Genomic DNA, 19,203 nt, shown 5'->3' on the forward strand with positions numbered 1-19,203 from the left:
TTCTAGTCAAGCGCCTTATCATTTGGCGATTTAAATAGTGCTTTCATTTCATCAGACAAAGAGAAGTTCAGGTTCAGATTCTTGGGTGGAATCGGGTGTTTGAACCAGCGCTCAAATGATTTCTCTGCCTCTCCTGAGGTTTGCGCCTGAACAATCGTCTCATCGATCAGCTTCTTAAATTGAAGATCATCTTTGCGCGATATACAACCATAGGCTTCTCTAGACTGAGGCGTGCCAACAATTTCCCATTGATCAGGTTTTTTCGCTTTAGCGCGTTCGCCTGCTAGCAGAGCATCGTCCACCATAAAGGCGATTGCACGGCCGGATTCCAGAGTACGGAATGAGTCACCATGATCTTTTGCACTGATGATGCGCATTTTCATGTTTTTTTCATCGTTGAGTTTATTCAGCAATATTTCAGAAGTCGTACCTGCTGAAACAACGACATTTTTGCCTGCTAAATCAGGGAAATCTTTTATACCGGAACCTTTTTTAGTCAGCAAACGTGTACTAACAATAAAGATAGAGTTTGAGAAAGTGACTTGTTTTTGGCGTTCAAGGTTATTGGAAGTGGAACCGCATTCGAAATCGTAAGTGCCATTTTGTAGCAATGGGATGCGATTTTGAGAAGTTATGGGTATCAATTTTACTTGCAGATTTGGCATGTCCAGTTTCTTTTTCACCGCTTCAACAATCAGATTAGAATAATCCTGAGAGTAGCCGACGACTTTTTGCTGATTATCGTAGTAAGCAAAAGGTACGGAAGACTCACGATGTCCCACAATGATCACGCCATCATCTTTGATTTTTTTCAGTGTTCCCGTTAATTCTTCGGCCTGAACAGCCCCCGCCATGCCAAGTAACATCATGGTTAATACTAGGTTACGCATACGCATATACAACTCCTTTAATGTGGCTATCGTTTGCGATGTTGTGTTTGCAAAAGTCTCTCTGTGATTTGTTTTTAATCGAGGATCATTTGCTGTCATATGTATATATAGTGTTAAAAAATAGTACAAAAGGGTTAGTCAATGAAAATGAATTGTTTCTATTTCGGGAGCTGTCTCGCACTATAAATGAACAATGTTGTTTATCTTGCACAATAAAGGTGCGTGATTATCATTTTTTTAGTGCATTTTCCCATTTTTGGTTATTGAAACAGCTATTTCCCTTTCTATTCATAGATATAGCAGCAATTAGCGTGCCAAAATAGTAAAGAGGGGTAAAATTAGCACCAATAAGTTGTTTAAGTAGGTTATTTGCATAACATAGAGTGATATCAGTTGTTGAGGGTTAGCATAGTTAATTATCGCTAGTAATTAACTATGCTGAATTTCTTAAGATAGGTCAGTGGTAGAATTGGGTTAGGTATATTTCATACCAATTGCCAGACGATTCCACAGGTTGATAAGGCCGATTAACAACGTTAAATCGACAATCTCTTTTTCATCAAATTCTGCTAATAGCGGGGTGTAATGTTCATCTTCTGCCCCAGTTTCGGCAACCCGAGATAAAGCCTCTGTCCAGCCTAATGCCGCACGTTCCCGTGATGTAAAAATAGTTGCCTCTTTCCAGGCACTCAGGAGATAGAGTTTTTGTTCGCTATTTCCTGCCTTGCGGGCAGCTTTGGAATGCATATTAAGACAAAAGGCACAGCCATTGATTTGGGAAACTCTGACTTTGATGAGTTCGATGAGCGCCTTACCGAGAGTGGATTGGTAAGTTAATTCATCGACTTTTACGACCGCATTATAAAGCTCTGGTGAAATTTCTGATGGTTGCAGACGTTTTGCTTGCATAACTTGTTACTCCTTTGTTTTTCTATCAATTGGATGGAAAATGGATTAAAAGTTAATCGGTTCCTGCATAGTGCAAAGGAATAGTGCAAGGGAGCAATTTCGCTCCCTTTTGGCTATATGGATTAAGATTTACGGCGGTTATATGTTAAGGCAAACAGGGCAAACAATACGGTAATTATCCATACCGGCCAGTTACCCCAGCGAGCATAGGGTGTTATTCCGGTTGCGGGCGTCACTTTAGCTGCCAGAACATTACGGGTAAATTGTGGGAGTGCTGCCTGTACTTCTCCGTCCGGGCTGATAACGGCTGTAATGCCGTTATTGGTACTACGTAGTAATGGGCGTCCTAATTCGAGGGAACGCATGCGTGCCATTTGGAAATGTTGCCAAGGGCCAATTGAACCACCAAACCAAGCATCATTGGAAACAGTGAGTAAGAATTCGGTATCCGGTTTGAAATTCGCACGAACCTGTTCGCCCAGTATAATTTCATAACAAATAGCGGTGGTTAAATTATATCCTGCAACAGAAAGCTGTGGTTGAATGTAGTTGCCACGGCTGAATGAAGACATGGGTAAGTTGAAGAATGGCGCCAGAGGGCGGAGTAGAGACTCCAGAGGAACAAATTCGCCGAATGGTACCAGATGATATTTATCGTAGCGAATAGCTGCCGGATATTGATAAGGTATTTTATCGCCGAGGACAATCACGCTGTTATAGATCTTATCGCTGTCGCCAACGGCTCTTTCATCGACAATACCGGTAATAAGGCTGGTGTGTTGATTGCGTAACAGCTCATCTAATTTTGTTAGAAAGTGGCGTTGATAACTTTCCAATGAAGGAATAGCAGACTCCGGCCAGATGATTATCGGTATTTTGCCGATATATGGCAGGCTATTGTCCATGTAGATGTCCATAGTTTCGTTGAGCATATTGGGTGCCCATTTCAGGGATTGTGGAATATTTCCCTGAACCAGCGCGACATCAACTGCTTTTTCAGGTAGTAGGTTGTACCACTGATAATGGCGTATTGACCACGGTAATAGCAAAATGGCGACAGCGATAACACCAGCGACTATTTTCCGATGTACGATGGCCAGAACGAATAACCCGCTGAGAGCCATTAACAAGAAAGTGATGGCCTCAACACCCAAAATTGGTGCAATGGCTTTCATTGGACCATCTAATTGGCTGTAGCCGAATTGTAGCCAGGGAAAACCGGTTAGAATCCAGCCGCGCAGGAATTCGGTAAGTTGCCATAATGCAGGTGCTGCCACAGCCAGCCTTACCCCGTTCGTTTTTGCGAAGAAGCGGTTGAGTAAGCCAGCGAATAAAGCAGGATAGAGCGAGAGATAGGCGGCAAGTAATATGACCAGCAGAATATTGACTGCGGTCGGCATGCCGCCGAAATTGGCAATGCTGACATACACCCAGTTTGTACCACTGCCAAACAGGCCGAATCCCCAACAAAAAGCAATAAATGCCGCTTGTCGGGGTGTTCTGTTCAAAGTCAGAAGTTGTAGTCCAAATAGGGAGATAATAGCGGCAGGCCAGAAGTCAAAAGGCGAAAAAGCCAGTGTTCCACTGGCTCCGAAAAACAGTGCCAGCAGGGCGCGCAGCCGCTGGCAATTTAATAATGAAGCTTTGTTCATTCAGATTTTATTCTTCTTCAAGGTTAGGTATTGGCGCATCGTCCGGTATCGTAACGTAAACTTGAATAATTCTTCGGCTATCGGCCATAGCGACTTTAAAGAGATAACCGTTGATATCAACAGATTCTCCTCTGGCTGGCAAATGACCGAATGCTTGCATAACCAGACCGCCAATAGTATCCACTTCTTCATCACTGAATTGGGTGCTAAAGGCTTCATTAAAGTCTTCAATCTGAGTTAGCGCTCGTACCGTATAGGTATGACGGCTCAAGGCACGAATATCGACATCTTCTTCTTCATCGTATTCGTCTTCAATTTCACCGACGATCAGTTCAAGAATATCTTCGATAGTGACCAGGCCCGATACACCACCAAACTCATCAATGACGATTGCCATATGATAACGTTGAGAACGGAACTCTTTCAGCATGCGGTCAACCCGTTTACTTTCAGGTACAACGACAGCCTGACGCAGAACCTTATCTATGCTGAATGGCGGCGCATCGGTACGCATAAATGGCAATAGGTCTTTTGCCATTAAAATTCCTTCAATGTGATCTTTGTCTTCACTGATCACAGGGAAGCGAGAATGAGCCGAATCGATAATTACATCCAGACATTCGTCCAGGGTTTGATTACGTTTTAATGTAACGATTTGAGAACGGGGGATCATGATATCCCGGACACGCTGATCGGAAATATCCATTACCCCTTCGAGCATATCGCGGGTATCAGGATCAATCAGATCGTTTTGTTCAGAGTCACGGATCAGTTCCACCAGTTCATCACGGCTTTTTGGCTCACCGTGAAAAAGCTGGTTAAGAAGAAGAGTGAAAAACCCTTTCTTAGGGCCAGGGTTATCGTTACTTGAAGGATGGTCGTCGCTCATGGCGTTTTAATGAAAATTTCCCATTAAATAAGTTATTGTCGGTATTTTTTAGCATAAAAATGGTACGAATGGTTACTTTTTTTCTGCAAGGTAGGGGTCAGCATAACCTAACGCTTGCATAATTTCTGTTTCCAAAGATTCCATTTCTTCTGCTTCATCATCTTCTATATGGTCATAACCCAGCAAATGTAGGCAGCCGTGCACAACCATATGCGCCCAATGTTCTTCTACTGTTTTTTGTTGCTCCTCCGCTTCTTTTTCAACAACCTGACGACAGATAATGAGATCGCCAAGCAGGGGTAAATCAACCTCTGGTGGTACTTCAAATGGGAAAGATAGCACATTTGTTGGCTTATCTTTACCACGGTAAGTCAGATTTAAATCGTGGCTTTCTGCCTCATCAACAATGCGGATAGTGACTTCACTTTCAGGTTGAAATTGAGGCAAAACCCCATCCAGCCAGCGCTGGAACAGGGTTTCTTCAGGAAGACCTTGTAAATGCTCACAGGCAATTTGTAAATCAAGTATGACTGAACTCATTGTGCTTCCTGCTTGCGTTGTTCACTGAGTGTCTGTTTGCGTTTTTGCTCGGTTGCTTCCCACTCTTCATAGGCAATGACAACTTTGGCAACAACCGGGTGACGGACAACATCATCACTGTGGAAAAAGTTGAAACTCAGCTCGCCGACGCCTGATAGAACTTCAATGGCATGGCGTAGGCCGGATTTCTGCCCACGAGGCAGGTCGATCTGCGTAACGTCACCGGTAACAACCGCTTTTGAGTTGAAGCCGATACGGGTCAGAAACATCTTCATCTGCTCGATGGTCGTGTTCTGGCTCTCATCCAGAATAATAAAAGCGTCGTTTAGGGTTCGTCCACGCATATAAGCTAATGGAGCAACTTCAATAACGTTACGCTCGATCAGCTTCTCAACTTTTTCAAAACCTAGCATTTCAAACAAAGCGTCGTAGAGTGGGCGCAGGTACGGATCAACTTTTTGGCTCAGGTCGCCAGGTAGAAAACCCAATTTTTCGCCCGCTTCTACTGCCGGACGGGTTAGCAGGATACGGCGGATTTCCTGCCGTTCCAGTGCGTCAACCGCAGCGGCAACGGCTAGGTAAGTTTTTCCCGTACCGGCAGGACCAATCCCAAACGTAATATCATGGCTAAGAATATTAGCAATATATTGTGCCTGATTGGGCGTGCGTGGTTTCACCATGCCGCGTTTGGTGCGAATATTAACAGCTTTACCGTATTCGGGTATGCTCTCGGCGGTTTGCTCCAGAACCCGGCTCTCGGTAATTGCCAGATGGATCTGTTCTGGTTTGATGTCAGGGATCACCCCACGGACAGGGGAAGTTTCCGCATATAAATGGCGTAGGATATTAGTGGCTGCGCTAACGCACAGCGGTTTACCCATCAGTTTAAAGCGGTTATCGCGACGGCTGATTTCAATACCTAACCGGCGTTCAAGCTGCTTCAAATTGTCATCAAACGGACCACACAGACTCATTAGGCGCTGATTATCGGCTGGTTCGAGGAAAATTTCCTGAGTTGCTATTTGTGAATGAATTTGTTGAATCACTGATTATCTCTATATTTAGGGCTGATAAGTGCCGACCCCGATTTCATCTTCTTTACGGGTACGGGCTATAACGGACTCAGGTGATTCGTGTGTACGAAGATCCATTTGATCTTCGGTACGGATAACTTTACCGCGTAGTGAGTTGGCGTAGACGTCAACAATTTCAACATCAACGAATTTGCCAATCATATCAGGCTGGCCTTCAAAGTTGACAACCCGATTGTTTTCGGTACGGCCAGAAAGTTCCATCACATTCTTACGGGAAGTTCCTTCAACCAGAATACGTTGTACACTGCCCAACATAGCACGGCTGTAGCTCATTGCTTGTTGGTTGATACGTTGTTGTAACAGGTAAAGACGCTGTTTCTTCTCTTCTTCACTGACATCATCAGGCAGATCGGCTGCTGGCGTTCCCGGACGAGCAGAATAGATGAAGCTGTAGCTCATATCGAAATTGACATCAGCGATCAGTTTCATGGTTTTCTCGAAGTCATCTTGGGTTTCACCTGGGAATCCGATAATGAAGTCAGAGCTTATCAAGATATCAGGACGTGCTTTACGCAGTTTGCGGATAATGCTTTTATACTCGAGGGCTGTGTGGGCGCGTTTCATCAACGTTAGAATACGGTCCGAGCCACTTTGCACCGGTAGATGCAGGAAACTAACCAATTCCGGCGTGTCTTCGTAAACTGCGATAATATCGTCTGTAAACTCAATTGGGTGGCTAGTCGTAAAGCGAATACGGTCAATACCATCTATAGCCGCTACCAAACGAATTAACTCAGCGAAAGAGCAGATATCACCATCATAAGTGGCGCCACGATAAGCGTTCACGTTCTGACCGAGAAGGTTGACTTCACGTACGCCTTGCGCGGCAAGTTGCGCGATTTCAAACAGAACATCATCACATGGGCGGCTAACTTCTTCTCCGCGGGTATAAGGGACGACACAGAAAGTACAGTATTTGTTGCAGCCTTCCATAATAGAAACAAAAGCAGACGGACCTTCAGCACGCGGTTCAGGCAGACGGTCAAATTTCTCGATTTCCGGGAAGCTGATATCAACAACCGGGCTGCGGGTGCCTTTCACCTGGTTGATCATCTCAGGTAAACGGTGCAATGTTTGCGGCCCGAAAATAATATCTACACATTGAGCGCGTTGACGGATGAAATCCCCTTCCTGAGAGGCGACACAGCCACCGACTCCAATGATGATATCTGGATTAGTATCTTTTAGGTTTTTCCAGCGGCCTAATTGATGGAAAACCTTTTCCTGTGCTTTTTCGCGGATTGAACAGGTATTTAATAGCAAAATGTCTGCTTCTTCGGCGACATCGGTTAACTGATAACCGTGAGTACTTTCCAGCAGGTCGGCCATTTTAGATGAATCATATTCATTCATCTGACAGCCCCAAGTTTTAATATACAGTTTTTTTATCGTCGACATTTTCTTGTGCATCCGAGCTTTCTACCGCGCTGAAACGGGTTATTACACGGCAAAAGCAATTGTGTATTAGGCATAAAGTTGTCGGGTATTGTAGTCATTTGCAGGAGCAGTGACCAGACTGTTAAACAGGATATTCTCTACCGGAGAATTAAAAATTCGGTACACTGTACTAATCAATGGGTTAATAGCATGACTGAGATGAATAATTCACAACAGATTTTTGATGTAGTGGTGGTTGGTGCTGGCATGATCGGCGCTGCAACAGCATTGGGGCTGGCACAGGAGGGTTGGACAGTTGCTTTATTGGATCATCAACCACCACAATCTTATGATGCACAGAGTCATCCTGATGTACGTGTATCAGCAATCAGTTGTGCTTCTGTCGATTTGTTCAAACAACTTGGCGCATGGGATACGGTATTGCAGATGCGTAGTGCGCCGTATCGTACATTAGAGACCTGGGAACAGAATGATTCTAATTTGGTGTTTGATGCACAAAGCCTAGGGTTGCCTGAGTTGGGCTATATGGTTGAAAACCATATCTTGCAACTGGCTTTGTGGCAACAGTTTGAAAAATATCCCAATTTGACTTTGCTATGCCCGGCAGTATTGCAATCAATGCAGTGGCAGAAAGTGGGGTGGTTAGTGACTCTGGCTGACGGAACAGAAATGACGGCTCGCTTGATTGTCGGGGCTGATGGTGCTCGTTCTCAGATTCGGCAAATGGCGGGAATTGGCAGCCGTGGCTGGCAGTACAGACAGTCTTGTATGTTGATCACGGTAAAAACAGAACAGCCACAACAGGATATTACCTGGCAGCAGTTTTTTCCTTCTGGCCCGAGAGCGTTTCTTCCACTGTTTGATCAATGGGCTTCGCTGGTGTGGTACGACAAACCGGCACGCATACGACAATTACAGGCAATGTCGATGGCTCAACTTGAGCAGGAAATTTTTCAGGCATTTCCTGTGCGGTTAGGTAAAGTGACTCCCGTTGCCGCCGGTTCATTTCCTTTGGCTCGTCATCATGCTAACAGTTATGTACGTGAAGGATTAGTATTGTTGGGTGATGCGGCTCATACCATTAATCCGCTGGCCGGGCAGGGAGTAAATCTTGGTTATCGGGATGTGAATACTCTGCTTGATGTTTTGGTGAAGGCGAAAGAATTAACAGAGCAGTGGGATTCATTGGAAGTGTTGATGCGTTATCAGCGTTGTAGAATGCCGGATAACCTGATGATGCAAGCTGGAATGGATCTATTTTACACCGTGTTCAGTAATGAGCAGCCAGGGCTGAAAGTTGTTCGTAATCTGGCGCTGATGGCAGCTCAACGGGCTGGTGTAATGAAAAAAACGGTGCTTAAGTATGCGTTAGGATTGTAACCGTATAGATTGGTAGTGAAGATCACAAGCACGTCGTAAATTTGTTTATGGCGTGGACAATTTACTTTTCTTCTATATATGCAGTAAATATATGCACTTACGAGCGGAGAAAAACAGAAGGGACTTGGAAAGCGAAAACCCGCTTTTGTAAGCGGGCTTCCTGAATATGGCTGGGGTACCAGGATTCGAACCTGGGAATGCCGGAATCAGAATCCGGTGCCTTACCGCTTGGCGATACCCCAATAAAATGGTGGCTACGACGGGAATCGAACCTGTGACCCCAGCATTATGAGTGCTGTGCTCTAACCAGCTGAGCTACGTAGCCTTATTTTTGATGCGAGAAATTTACTGCAAAATAGTTAGTGAGGTACATTCAGTTAATGGCTGGGGTACCAGGATTCGAACCTGGGGATGCCAGGATCAAAACCTGGTGCCTTACCGCTTGGCGATACCCCAACTGAAAGTATTCACATGCACAACATGTTGTCAGAATTGTGTTATCAGGATTATGGCTGGGGTACCAGGATTCGAACCTGGGAATGCCAGGATCAAAACCTGGTGCCTTACCGCTTGGCGATACCCCATCTGAATAACGACAACTCGATGAATGAATGGTGCGGGAGGCGAGACTTGAACTCGCACACCTTGCGGCGCCAGAACCTAAATCTGGTGCGTCTACCAATTTCGCCACTCCCGCAAAGATGGTGGCTACGACGGGAATCGAACCTGTGACCCCAGCATTATGAGTGCTGTGCTCTAACCAGCTGAGCTACGTAGCCATCTTTTTTGCATTACCTTCATCGGCGTTGCGGGGCGCATTATGCGTATATCAGATAAATGCGTCAACTGCTTTTTTCTCGAAATCTGCTTAAAGTCGCTTGTTTGATTGGCATATAAGCATTTTGCTGTCAAAAGCAACAAAAAATAACATTACCCTTCAAGCAAGTGTTGTAACAGGACACCATTAAGCATAGCACGTTTAGTCAGAGCGAAGGCGCCAATAGCAGAACAGTGGACTAATTCAGAAACCACGATTGGCAGATCTTGACGGAATTCTTTCAAAACCTGAGAGTTGATACAACTTTGAATAGCGGGTAAGAGCACTTCTTGAGCTTCAGTAATTTCTCCCGCCAGCACAACCTTCTGTGGGTTAAATAAATTAATCGCGATAGAGATGGCTTTGCCGAGGTGATGGCCGACGCTTTTTATCACTTCAGAGGCTAATGGATCATTTTGATTAGCGGCTTGGCAGATAGCTCTGATATTGCAATTATTCAATGTTAGCTGGCTTGGAAAACCTTGCTTTAATTGATGCTGAACTCGCGCTTCTATCGCTGAGTTAGCGGCGATAGTTTCCAGGCAGCCAAAATTGCCGCAGTGACAACGTTCACCGAGTGGATCAATTTGAATATGGCCAATTTCACCTAAGTTTCCTCTATTATTGAGAAGTATCTGGTTATTGATAATCACCCCGGCGCCGGTACCTCGATGGATACGTACCAATATTGAATCTTCACAATCACGGGTAGCGCCGAAATAGTGTTCAGCCAATGCCAAACTGCGAATATCATGACCAACAAAACAGGTAATGTTGAAATGCTTTTTCAAATTATCGACCAGAGTCCAGTGAGTCACTTTAATATGAGGCATATAACGGACGATGCCGGTATCGGGGTCAACTAATCCGGGCAGGATAACTGAAATGGCGATGAGTTCGCGTATTCTGCGTTGATTTTGTTGAATAAAGTTTTCTATTGCGTTGATGAGCTGGTTTTCAACTTTTTGCTGAGTCGCTTCAGGCAGTGGATAATGTTCTTCAACCAAGGCCCTGCCGCTCATGTCATAAAGAGCGAGAGTAGCATCATGGCGGCCAAGGCGGACACCGATAGTATGGAAGTGACGATTTTCAGTAACGATGGAAATGGCGCGGCGGCCTCCGGTAGAGGCTTGTTGATCGACTTCTTTAATCAAGCCCCGCTCGAGTAGCTGACGAGTAATTTTAGTCACACTGGCCGGCGCAAGTTGACTTTGTTCAGCAATTTGAATGCGAGAGATTGGCCCTTGTTGATCAATCAGCCGATATACCACGGCTCCGTTAAGTTGCTTTACAAGGTCAATATTACCAATTTGTTTTTGTGTGTTGTTATAACTCATCAGCTATTTAGTCCGTCAAAGTTCAGTTTCTTTTCCGTTAACGATGGTCTTGCAGATTTTAAAGTCGTGACTGAAAACAGTGAGGTTAGCGATTTTCCCGGTTTCAACGGCGCCAAGATATTTATCAACGCCAATTGCGCGAGCAGGGTAGAGAGTTGCCATCCTCAGTGCTTCATCTAGTGCAATACCAACATGTTCAACGCTATTTTTAACGGCATCTATCATAGTGAGAGAAGAGCCACTTAGAACGCCGTTTTGATCAACACATAATCCGTTGCGATAGTATATGGTCTTACCTGCGAAGGTGAAATGCTCCATTTTACAGGAGGTCGGATCGAGTCCGGCTGGGGCCGTCGCATCTGTTACTAAAATTAACTTATCGTTTTTCAAACGCTTGGTATTACGAATATTTGGCCATGAAACGTGCAAACCATCAGCGATGATTCCAGCATAAATTTCAGGTGTATCAAAGATAGCGCCAATCAAGCCGGGTTGGCGGCCTGAAATAGCTGGCATGGCATTGTAAAGATGAGTTGAAATAGTAATTCCGTTTTGGAATCCCTGTCGGGCCTCTTCATAACTGGCATTTGAATGACCGGCGGAAATGACAATACCGGCTTCTACTAACTGCTGAATATATTTTTGTTCAACCATTTCCGGTGCGAGAGTCAACTTAGTGATGACATCAGCGTTATCGCACAGGAAATTTATCATTTCAGATGTAGGCTTACGGATAAACTCTGGATTATGAGTGCCTTTCTTTACCGGATTGAGATAAGGACCTTCCAGATGCAGGCCCAAAGCCTGATGCTGATGATGCTTAAGATAAGTGCGCATGACTTCAACAGAGGCCATCATCAATTCGTCTGTGCTAGTAATCAGAGTGGGTAAGTAACTGGTACAGCCGGAGCGTTCATTGGTTCTTTGCATGATATCCAGTGTTTTTTCTGAAATATTTTCCAACTGATCGTTGAACTGAACACCACCACAGCCATTAACTTGCAGATCAATAAAGCCGGGAGAAAGAATTGCGCCATTTAGATCACGTTTTTCAATCTGTTCGGGTAACTCTTGTATTAGGCAAATTCGTTTAATTAAGCCGTCTGCAATGATAACGGCATGCTCATCTAGTCTGTTGTGACCGGTATATATAATGCAGTTGGTTAAAGCATACATCTTAGCCTCCTATGGGATCGGGAGATGATGATTGAAGATAATGACGGTAATCAGCCTGCGAGAGAGGCGTCAGGCTGTGTAGATTGTTAGTTTTTGCTGGCGAATTCGCCGATAATATCTGCTTCCAGTTGGTGGAAATATTTGACTGTTTTTACCTTCAATTCCATTGTTGCCGGTTCGTCACAAACAATGATGGATTTAGGATGCATTTGCAGACAGCTTATCGTCCACATATGGTTGACATTGCCTTCAATTGCCGCCTGAATGGCTTGAGCCTTATTGAGACCTGTTGCAAGGATCATAATTTCTTCTGCATCCATTAACGTGCCTACGCCGACGGTCAGGGCGTATTTAGGCACCTGATTAATATCATTATCGAAGAAGCGGGAGTTAGCTGTGCGGGTTTCTACGGTAAGTGTTTTAATGCGTGTACGGGAAGTCAGAGATGATGCCGGTTCATTGAAGGCAATATGACCGTCGTTACCGACACCTCCCATAAATAGATGTATTTGACCGTAAGATTTAATTTTGTCTTCATAACGTTGACATTCCGCTTCGACATCAGAGGCATTACCATTGAGCAGATTGATGTTTTCTTTTGGAATATCAATGTGATCAAAGAAATTCTGGTGCATAAATCTATGGTAGCTTTGTGGATGATTCTCGGCGATACCGACATATTCGTCCATATTGAATGTCACAATATGTTTAAAACTGACTTTCCCTGCTTTATGCAGAACAATTAACTCTTTATAAGTTGCCAGTGGTGTACTGCCGGTTGGCAACCCCAAAATAAAAGGGTGCTCGGCGGTGGGGTTAAATGCATTGATTTTGCTAACGATATAGTGTGCGGACCATTTACCAACGTCACTTGCATTCGTTAGGGGGATCAGCCTCATAAGTGCCTCTTAAAACAAGAAATTATAGCGGTTGGATAAATTAACTGATTAACTAATCTTCTTATCGTGCGAATACTAAATCATTGGTATGAGCAGAGATATGCTGTACCTCAAAGATATTTTTTATCTTAAAATAAGATGTAAAGAATAGCTAGAAAATTAATAAAAAAGTTATGAATTTTACGGTTTTTGTCACTTATTAAGTCATCTTATTTCGCAAGGAAAATAAAAGGGAACGAGAGATGAGTTCCCTTTTAAATTCAAGGTGTTTTTAGCTATGACCTTTTGTGTGGTTTCTCTGAATGTAGTTGAGTGCGTATCTGCCCGGCAATGCTTTCTGCCTGGGGACCTAATACAACTTGAACGCTCTGTTTACCTATTTTCAGGACGCCTTTTGCACCTAATTGTTTTAACCGGTGTTCATCCAATTGAGTGTTGTCTCCAACGGTTAAGCGAAGACGGGTAATGCAGGCGTCTACCGTATGAATATTTTGTGCGCCACCAAGAGCGGTAATGTAATGTTGGATTGTTTCGTTATCTTGGGCGGCAGAGATCGCTTGAGTTGTCTCTCCAATTTCACGGCCTGGGGTACGTAAGTTGAAAATACGAATCATGAGGGTGAAACAAACAAAATACAGCACAAAGAACAAGGCGATTAATGGGATTAACAACCACGGCTTGGTTGCCAGACCCCAGCTCAATACAAGGTCAATTAATCCGGCGGAGAATCCAAAACCATGCAGAATACCCAATGAATTGACGATAACCATGCTAACGCCAGCCAATATTGCATGCAGAACATATAAAGCGGGCGCTAGGAATAAGAATGAGAATTCTATTGGTTCAGTTATACCGGTTAAGAATGCTGTCAACGCAACGGATAATAACATCCCGCCAATCTGAGGACGACGTTCCTTTGGCGCTGATAAATACATTGCCAGCGCCGCGCCGGGCAAACCGCCCATGAAGATAGGATAAGCCCAGGCCATGTAAACTCCGGCATGTGGATCACCGGCAAAGAAACGGTTCAAGTCGCCGCGGCTCATATCGGTGGCTATTTGGGTAATGGTTGAGCCATCAATGCCTGGAACCGCTGCGCCGATGGTCAGAGAACGGACAACATCCGGCGCTAGGCAGATATTATGTACAGAGCTGGCTAAATCATAAGTAATTTTCAGGCAGTCACCCAGACTAAACCAGAAAACAGAGTGCAGGATATAGTGCAAACCAAATGGAATGAGAGAGCGGTTAAGTACACCATAAGTAAACCATCCGAGCATGCCGCTCTTTGATACTAACAGGCTGAAAGAATCAATACCGTGCTGGACATACGGCCAGACATAGCCACATATCCATGCAATGAACAGACAAATAATGCCTGTCATGATAGGGACTAATCGCTTGCCTGCGAAGAAAGCAAGAAACTCTGGCAAGCGTGTATCTGAAAAACGGTTATAACAATGACCGGCGACAATACCCGCGATAATACCGGCGAAAAAAGACATATTGATAGTCGAGTCTATGACTGACGTGGCTTTAGTGAGTACTAAAAAGCCAACTACACCTGCCAGTGCGGCAGCGCCAGCATTATCTTTTGCTAAGCCCACTGCGATACCTAATGCAAATAACAGTGGGAGGTTTTCGAAAATACCACCGCCAGCGCTGGCGATGAAAGGAATATTAAATACGTCGGGTTGGCCGAAACGTAGCAAAAGCGCGGCTACGGGAAGTGTAGCAATGGGAAGCATCAATGCTTTTCCCAATCGCTGCAAGTAGTTGAATATACCCATAATGCTTACCTTTAGTTGTAGGATGTTTTATTGAAAAAATAGCTCGCTATGAACAACAGCAATACAACTTATTTTTAGTTGAAAAATAATAAAAAGCTACACATAAATGAGTAATTGTGATCACTGTAGCGATATTGTTTAAAATTGCATAAATTAAGTCATGTGTAGTAAACGGATGCAGATTTTCAATTGAATTAACATAGTGATTTATTTGATTTTTAGCTATCGAAATAGATTGAGTGACATAAAACTTGATAATGAAAAACGGATAAATTAATAAGAGTCTTAGGAATGGGCATCTGTATGTGCCCATTGATTTAGTGGATAGTCTAAGTGTTATGATTAGACATTAAGAGACAGAGTTTTGGTTTGATATATAACTTATTGAGATTTCTTCCCATGCTTTTTCCATACTATCTTCGAAGTATGCTTTTGAAATTAAAGAACTTATGTATTGTAACTGTTGACTAGTGGTAAATAGATTTTTTTCGTATATTGATATTATCTTCTCAGTAAGAGAATCTATATTATATGTAAATTTATACTCTGAAGAAAAATAAGAAGCTGCTTCAATTAAATTTAAATTGGGTAAGATTGTGCATACGCCATTTAATGCCGCTTCTAATGGTGTAATGCCAAGAGTTTCATAGCGTGATGTACATACAAAAATAGATTTGTTTTTTATGCTATTGAAAACGCTAAATAATTCTGTTTGGGATAACTTATGTGATATAAAAAACTGTGACTGATATCTGGGGGGAACCATAGATATCAATTTATTCCTTCTGGTATTTTTGCTCTCTTCATCACCTGCAATGAAAACTTTAACGGGAATACCTTTGCCCAGTAAATCAACTGCTGAATTGATTAATAGTTCTATATTTTTAAAATAATCTAATCTGGCTGCCGCAGTAAACAATAATAATTCATTTTTATTAATTTTAATAAAATCATTAATATATTTATTTTCTATGTTCAATTCAGTATTTTCTTCAAAGAAAATAGGTGGGCTAATGTTTTTTATATTGTCTGGGTTTATTCCTTTTTTGAGTAAAAAATTACCTTGTAATTTTGAATGTTGGAAAACAAAATATTTTTTATCAATTAATGTCTCAATCCCTTTCATTTGTTGAATATTAAGATGTTGAGCCTTATTTTTATTTTCAAAAGCATCATATGTCTTTTCCAGAGAATAGTGTTGATGAAAGTCTTCTACGAAAGGGCCATGATGCGTTATACAACAAGGTATATGGGGAGGGTGATAGGATAATAATGTATCTGTTTGATAATAAACTATTGCAGGAACTGTCTGGTCATTTTCTATTGATAATATTGAGATACATTTTTCCAGCATATTTCTTATGTCTGAAATTTTCATAGAGAAATTAAAAAAGATATTTATACATTTTATATCTTTAATTATACCCTCGGTTATTTTAGGTGAAATTAATGATTCATCTCTTTTGTAGAGTATAAAACCAGAAAGTAAGTTTCTTTTTGTAAAATAATCAGCAACTTTTAGTGCGAAGGATGTCGCTCCAACTTTAAAACCAGAATGATAATCATTTGATATGTAGTTGCCATTAATGACTATTACTGCTGGAGCTGCTGCTACTTTCTTGCTTGATATTATATTTGGCATTCTTATTTCCCTTAGGGTGTTTTATTAAATAAATGAAATTATTGAGCATTGTTTTCATGTGTTAATTTTCTAGTTTAATATTCAGAATGATTAGGATTGATTAAGTGTATCATACTATACTTAGATAGTTTTATTACACATAAGATACCTGATAATATTATTACCTTAATAATAAATTGCAAAGTATTTTATTGTTTATTTACGATGGTTTAAACATTAAAATGCGTGTATGTAACGTAACTCTTTATTATTCTTTAGTTTATTTTATTGGCTTGGTTATAAATTTATTTTCAAACAAATACCCGTTAGAGAATAGTGGTGTAATAGAGATAAAATCATGATGGTGAAATACTGAATTATCAGAATTGATTATGAGATTAATTTATTGTTATTCTTGGTTTTTTATATATAAAAATTTAATTTATAATGTCATTAATGGTGTTTCAATCGTAAATTTGATATGTATAATTATTTTTTATATTTACAGAGTGAAAGCATCGATTAATAGGTAATCTAGAAATTTAAATTATAGATTTATGTTCATTTTATCAAGTGGTTATTTATGACAAACATAGTGTCAATTATTTATTCTTTAAAATTGGATGGTTATTATTCGATAATGTTTTTTATGGTTGAATGAAATATTGATTGAAAATAGTTTCATGAGTTATTTCATATTGCAAATTACTCAATGCTCCTTCATTTTTACGGATAATTATAAATAAAGCATGCTGTATTGTTGACTATGCCACTGTTGAGTGCTTTTTCGATCTTAATAAAGGTTTGTTCGTAACTATTTGTTATATATGAGATTGTGGAAGCATGGATAAATGGGTTTGGATTGCTAAGTATCATGCTTATTTTTCAGTAAAAAATTATAAAAGCAGTTCCTTTTTCGGCGGAGAGTTGTTTTTTCGCTCCAACTTTATACTGAATCGCCATTTTACATGAACAAACGGTTGTTTCTCAGCACTGCTTGTTGGATTATAGGCGGTTATGTGACGCATTTTTGCATTATTGAGGTATAAGAAATGAGTGAGGCAGACGCCCGCCCGACAAACTTTATTCGTCAGATAATTGACGAAGATTTGGCAACTGGTAAACATACATCGGTACATACTCGCTTTCCGCCTGAACCCAATGGCTATCTGCATATTGGTCATGCGAAATCTATCTGCCTGAACTTTGGTGTTGCAAAAGATTATCAGGGCCAGTGTAACCTGCGTTTTGATGATACCAACCCAGTTAAGGAAGATGTTGAATACGTCGATTCTATTAAAAATGACGTTCAGTGGTTAGGTTTTGAGTGGAGCGGCGATATTCGCTACTCTTCTAATTATTTCGATACGCTGTATCAATATGCTATTGAATTGATCAACAAAGGTCTGGCTTATGTTGATCAATTAAGTCCCGAAGAGATCCGTGAATATCGCGGCACGTTGAAAGAACCGGGTAAAAACAGCCCATATCGTGACCGCAGTATTGAAGAAAACTTGGTGTTGTTCGAAAAAATGCGTGCCGGTGAATTTGACGAAGGTAAAGCTTGTCTGCGCGCTAAAATTGATATGGCATCACCTTTCATTGTGATGCGTGATCCAGTTTTGTACCGTATTAAATTTGCAGAACATCATCAGTGCGGTGAAAAATGGTGCATCTACCCAATGTACGATTTTACCCACTGTATCTCTGATGCTCTTGAAGGTATTACACATTCGCTGTGTACGCTGGAGTTCCAGGATAACCGCCGCCTGTACGATTGGGTGCTGGAAAACATCACTATTGATTGTCACCCGCGTCAGTATGAATTCTCGCGCTTGAATCTTGAATACACAGTCATGTCTAAGCGTAAGCTAAATCTGTTGGTGACAGATAAGATTGTTGAAGGTTGGGATGATCCCCGTATGCCAACGATCTCGGGCTTGCGTCGTCGTGGTTATACTGCCGCGTCTATTCGTGAATTCTGTCGTCGTATTGGTGTCACCAAGCAGGACAACAATGTGGAAATGGCAGCATTGGAGTCTTGCATCCGTGATGATCTGAACGAAAATGCCCCCCGCGCAATGGCTGTTCTCAATCCGGTCAGATTAGTGATCGAAAACATGCCGGAAGGGGAGCAGATTTTGAGTATGCCTAATCATCCGAACAAACCGGAGATGGGCAGCCGTGAAGTGCCATTTAGCCGTGAGATCTACATTGACCGGGCAGATTTCCGTGAAGAAGCGAACCGTCAATATAAGCGTCTGGTATTGGGTAAAGAAGTCCGTCTGCGTAACGCTTATATCATCAAAGCGGAGCGCGTTGAGAAAGATGCTGACGATAATATCACGACGATCTATTGCAGCTACGATGATCAAACGTTGAATAAAGATCCAGCGGATGGTCGGAAAGTGAAAGGTGTGATTCATTGGGTTAGCGCGGCTCATGCGGTTCCTGCGGAATTCCGTCTGTATGATCGTCTGTTCAGCGTACCAAACCCAGGGGCAGAAGATGATTTTCTGGCGACAATTAACCCAGAGTCGCTAGTGATTCGTCAGGGCTTTGTGGAGCCAAGTTTAGCTGATGCTAAACCAGAACAAACTTATCAGTTTGAGCGTGAAGGTTATTTCTGTGCTGATAGTTGTCATTCCAGCGCCGAAAATTTGGTATTTAACCGTACCGTTGGTCTGCGTGATACCTGGGCAAAAATTTCTCAGGATTAATTAAGATAATGAACTGTACCTCACAAGTTGGACATTTAATCCAGCATGAGGTGCAGTTTTTTTATGGCTAAATTTGTCATTACTAGAGAAA

At 42.2% G+C, this 19,203-nt stretch carries 14 protein-coding genes and 6 tRNA genes; 2 read left to right on the forward strand and 18 right to left on the reverse strand.

The window, feature by feature from the left end; genetic code table 11:
- Positions 1 to 2 precede the first annotated feature (2 nt).
- The 7 genes from B0X70_RS06560 to miaB all read right to left on the reverse strand — a co-directional run bounded on the left by B0X70_RS06560 (position 3) and on the right by miaB (position 7,372).
- A complete protein-coding gene (locus B0X70_RS06560) occupies positions 3 to 896 on the reverse strand; it encodes an amino acid ABC transporter substrate-binding protein (RefSeq protein WP_036813341.1) in 894 nt (297 codons plus the stop codon).
- A 468-nt stretch (positions 897 to 1,364) separates the two neighbouring features.
- Complete coding sequence (locus tag B0X70_RS06565; RefSeq protein WP_040151540.1) at positions 1,365 to 1,799, reverse strand: carboxymuconolactone decarboxylase family protein; 435 nt, start codon at positions 1,797 to 1,799, stop codon at positions 1,365 to 1,367.
- Between the two features lie 122 nt (positions 1,800 to 1,921).
- Positions 1,922 to 3,451, reverse strand: a complete 1,530-nt coding sequence (gene lnt / locus B0X70_RS06570; RefSeq protein ID WP_217471162.1) for an apolipoprotein N-acyltransferase — start codon at positions 3,449 to 3,451, stop codon at positions 1,922 to 1,924.
- A gap of 7 nt (positions 3,452 to 3,458) precedes the next feature.
- Positions 3,459 to 4,340, reverse strand: coding sequence for a CNNM family magnesium/cobalt transport protein CorC (gene corC, locus B0X70_RS06575; RefSeq protein ID WP_036776710.1), 882 nt, complete (start codon positions 4,338 to 4,340; stop codon positions 3,459 to 3,461).
- 72 nt (positions 4,341 to 4,412) lie between these two features.
- Entirely contained in the window at positions 4,413 to 4,880 is a 468-nt protein-coding gene (ybeY, locus tag B0X70_RS06580; RefSeq protein ID WP_217471163.1) for an rRNA maturation RNase YbeY, read from the reverse strand.
- On the reverse strand, positions 4,877 to 5,854 hold the full coding sequence (locus tag B0X70_RS06585; protein ID WP_181147861.1) for a PhoH family protein: 978 nt from the start codon (positions 5,852 to 5,854) through the stop codon (positions 4,877 to 4,879). The genes ybeY and B0X70_RS06585 overlap by 4 nt, the downstream gene beginning before the upstream one ends.
- An 87-nt stretch (positions 5,855 to 5,941) precedes the next feature.
- Positions 5,942 to 7,372 (reverse strand): tRNA (N6-isopentenyl adenosine(37)-C2)-methylthiotransferase MiaB, encoded by a 1,431-nt coding sequence (miaB, locus tag B0X70_RS06590; protein WP_036813394.1) that lies wholly within the window; start codon positions 7,370 to 7,372, stop codon positions 5,942 to 5,944.
- A gap of 198 nt (positions 7,373 to 7,570) precedes the next feature.
- Here miaB and ubiF point away from each other — a divergent pair, with 198 nt between their 5' ends.
- Positions 7,571 to 8,752, forward strand: coding sequence for a 3-demethoxyubiquinol 3-hydroxylase (ubiF, locus tag B0X70_RS06595; RefSeq protein WP_217471689.1), 1,182 nt, complete (start codon positions 7,571 to 7,573; stop codon positions 8,750 to 8,752).
- 167 nt (positions 8,753 to 8,919) lie between these two features.
- Here ubiF and B0X70_RS06600 read toward each other — a convergent pair.
- The 11 genes from B0X70_RS06600 to B0X70_RS06650 all read right to left on the reverse strand — a co-directional run bounded on the left by B0X70_RS06600 (position 8,920) and on the right by B0X70_RS06650 (position 16,413).
- Positions 8,920 to 8,994, reverse strand: a tRNA-Gln gene (locus B0X70_RS06600).
- 6 nt (positions 8,995 to 9,000) lie between these two features.
- Positions 9,001 to 9,077, reverse strand: a tRNA-Met gene (locus B0X70_RS06605).
- 56 nt (positions 9,078 to 9,133) lie between these two features.
- Positions 9,134 to 9,208: transfer RNA gene (locus tag B0X70_RS06610), tRNA-Gln, on the reverse strand.
- 53 nt (positions 9,209 to 9,261) lie between these two features.
- Positions 9,262 to 9,336, reverse strand: a tRNA-Gln gene (locus B0X70_RS06615).
- 28 nt (positions 9,337 to 9,364) lie between these two features.
- Positions 9,365 to 9,449, reverse strand: a tRNA-Leu gene (locus tag B0X70_RS06620).
- A gap of 5 nt (positions 9,450 to 9,454) precedes the next feature.
- A tRNA-Met gene (locus tag B0X70_RS06625) sits at positions 9,455 to 9,531 on the reverse strand.
- Between the two features lie 151 nt (positions 9,532 to 9,682).
- Complete coding sequence (gene nagC / locus B0X70_RS06630) at positions 9,683 to 10,906, reverse strand: DNA-binding transcriptional regulator NagC (RefSeq protein WP_036813349.1); 1,224 nt, start codon at positions 10,904 to 10,906, stop codon at positions 9,683 to 9,685.
- 15 nt (positions 10,907 to 10,921) lie between these two features.
- Entirely contained in the window at positions 10,922 to 12,082 is a 1,161-nt protein-coding gene (nagA, locus tag B0X70_RS06635; protein WP_217471164.1) for an N-acetylglucosamine-6-phosphate deacetylase, read from the reverse strand.
- An 86-nt stretch (positions 12,083 to 12,168) separates the two neighbouring features.
- Positions 12,169 to 12,981 carry a glucosamine-6-phosphate deaminase gene (gene nagB / locus B0X70_RS06640; protein WP_105399048.1) on the reverse strand — a complete coding sequence of 271 codons (813 nt, stop codon included), beginning with the start codon at positions 12,979 to 12,981 and terminating at the stop codon, positions 12,169 to 12,171.
- Between the two features lie 275 nt (positions 12,982 to 13,256).
- Positions 13,257 to 14,771, reverse strand: a complete 1,515-nt coding sequence (gene nagE, locus B0X70_RS06645; protein ID WP_217471165.1) for an N-acetylglucosamine-specific PTS transporter subunit IIBC — start codon at positions 14,769 to 14,771, stop codon at positions 13,257 to 13,259.
- A gap of 349 nt (positions 14,772 to 15,120) precedes the next feature.
- Entirely contained in the window at positions 15,121 to 16,413 is a 1,293-nt protein-coding gene (locus tag B0X70_RS06650; protein WP_217471166.1) for a glycosyltransferase, read from the reverse strand.
- 1,031 nt (positions 16,414 to 17,444) lie between these two features.
- On the opposite strand from B0X70_RS06650, the gene glnS reads away from it, so the two are divergent.
- Positions 17,445 to 19,112: a glutamine--tRNA ligase gene (glnS, locus tag B0X70_RS06655; protein ID WP_217471167.1), complete on the forward strand. Its 1,668-nt coding sequence runs from the start codon at positions 17,445 to 17,447 to the stop codon at positions 19,110 to 19,112.
- Positions 19,113 to 19,203: the final 91 nt, after the last annotated feature.

The organism is Photorhabdus akhurstii (assembly GCF_019090985.1).
In the GTDB taxonomy this organism is placed as follows: domain Bacteria; phylum Pseudomonadota; class Gammaproteobacteria; order Enterobacterales; family Enterobacteriaceae; genus Photorhabdus; species Photorhabdus akhurstii.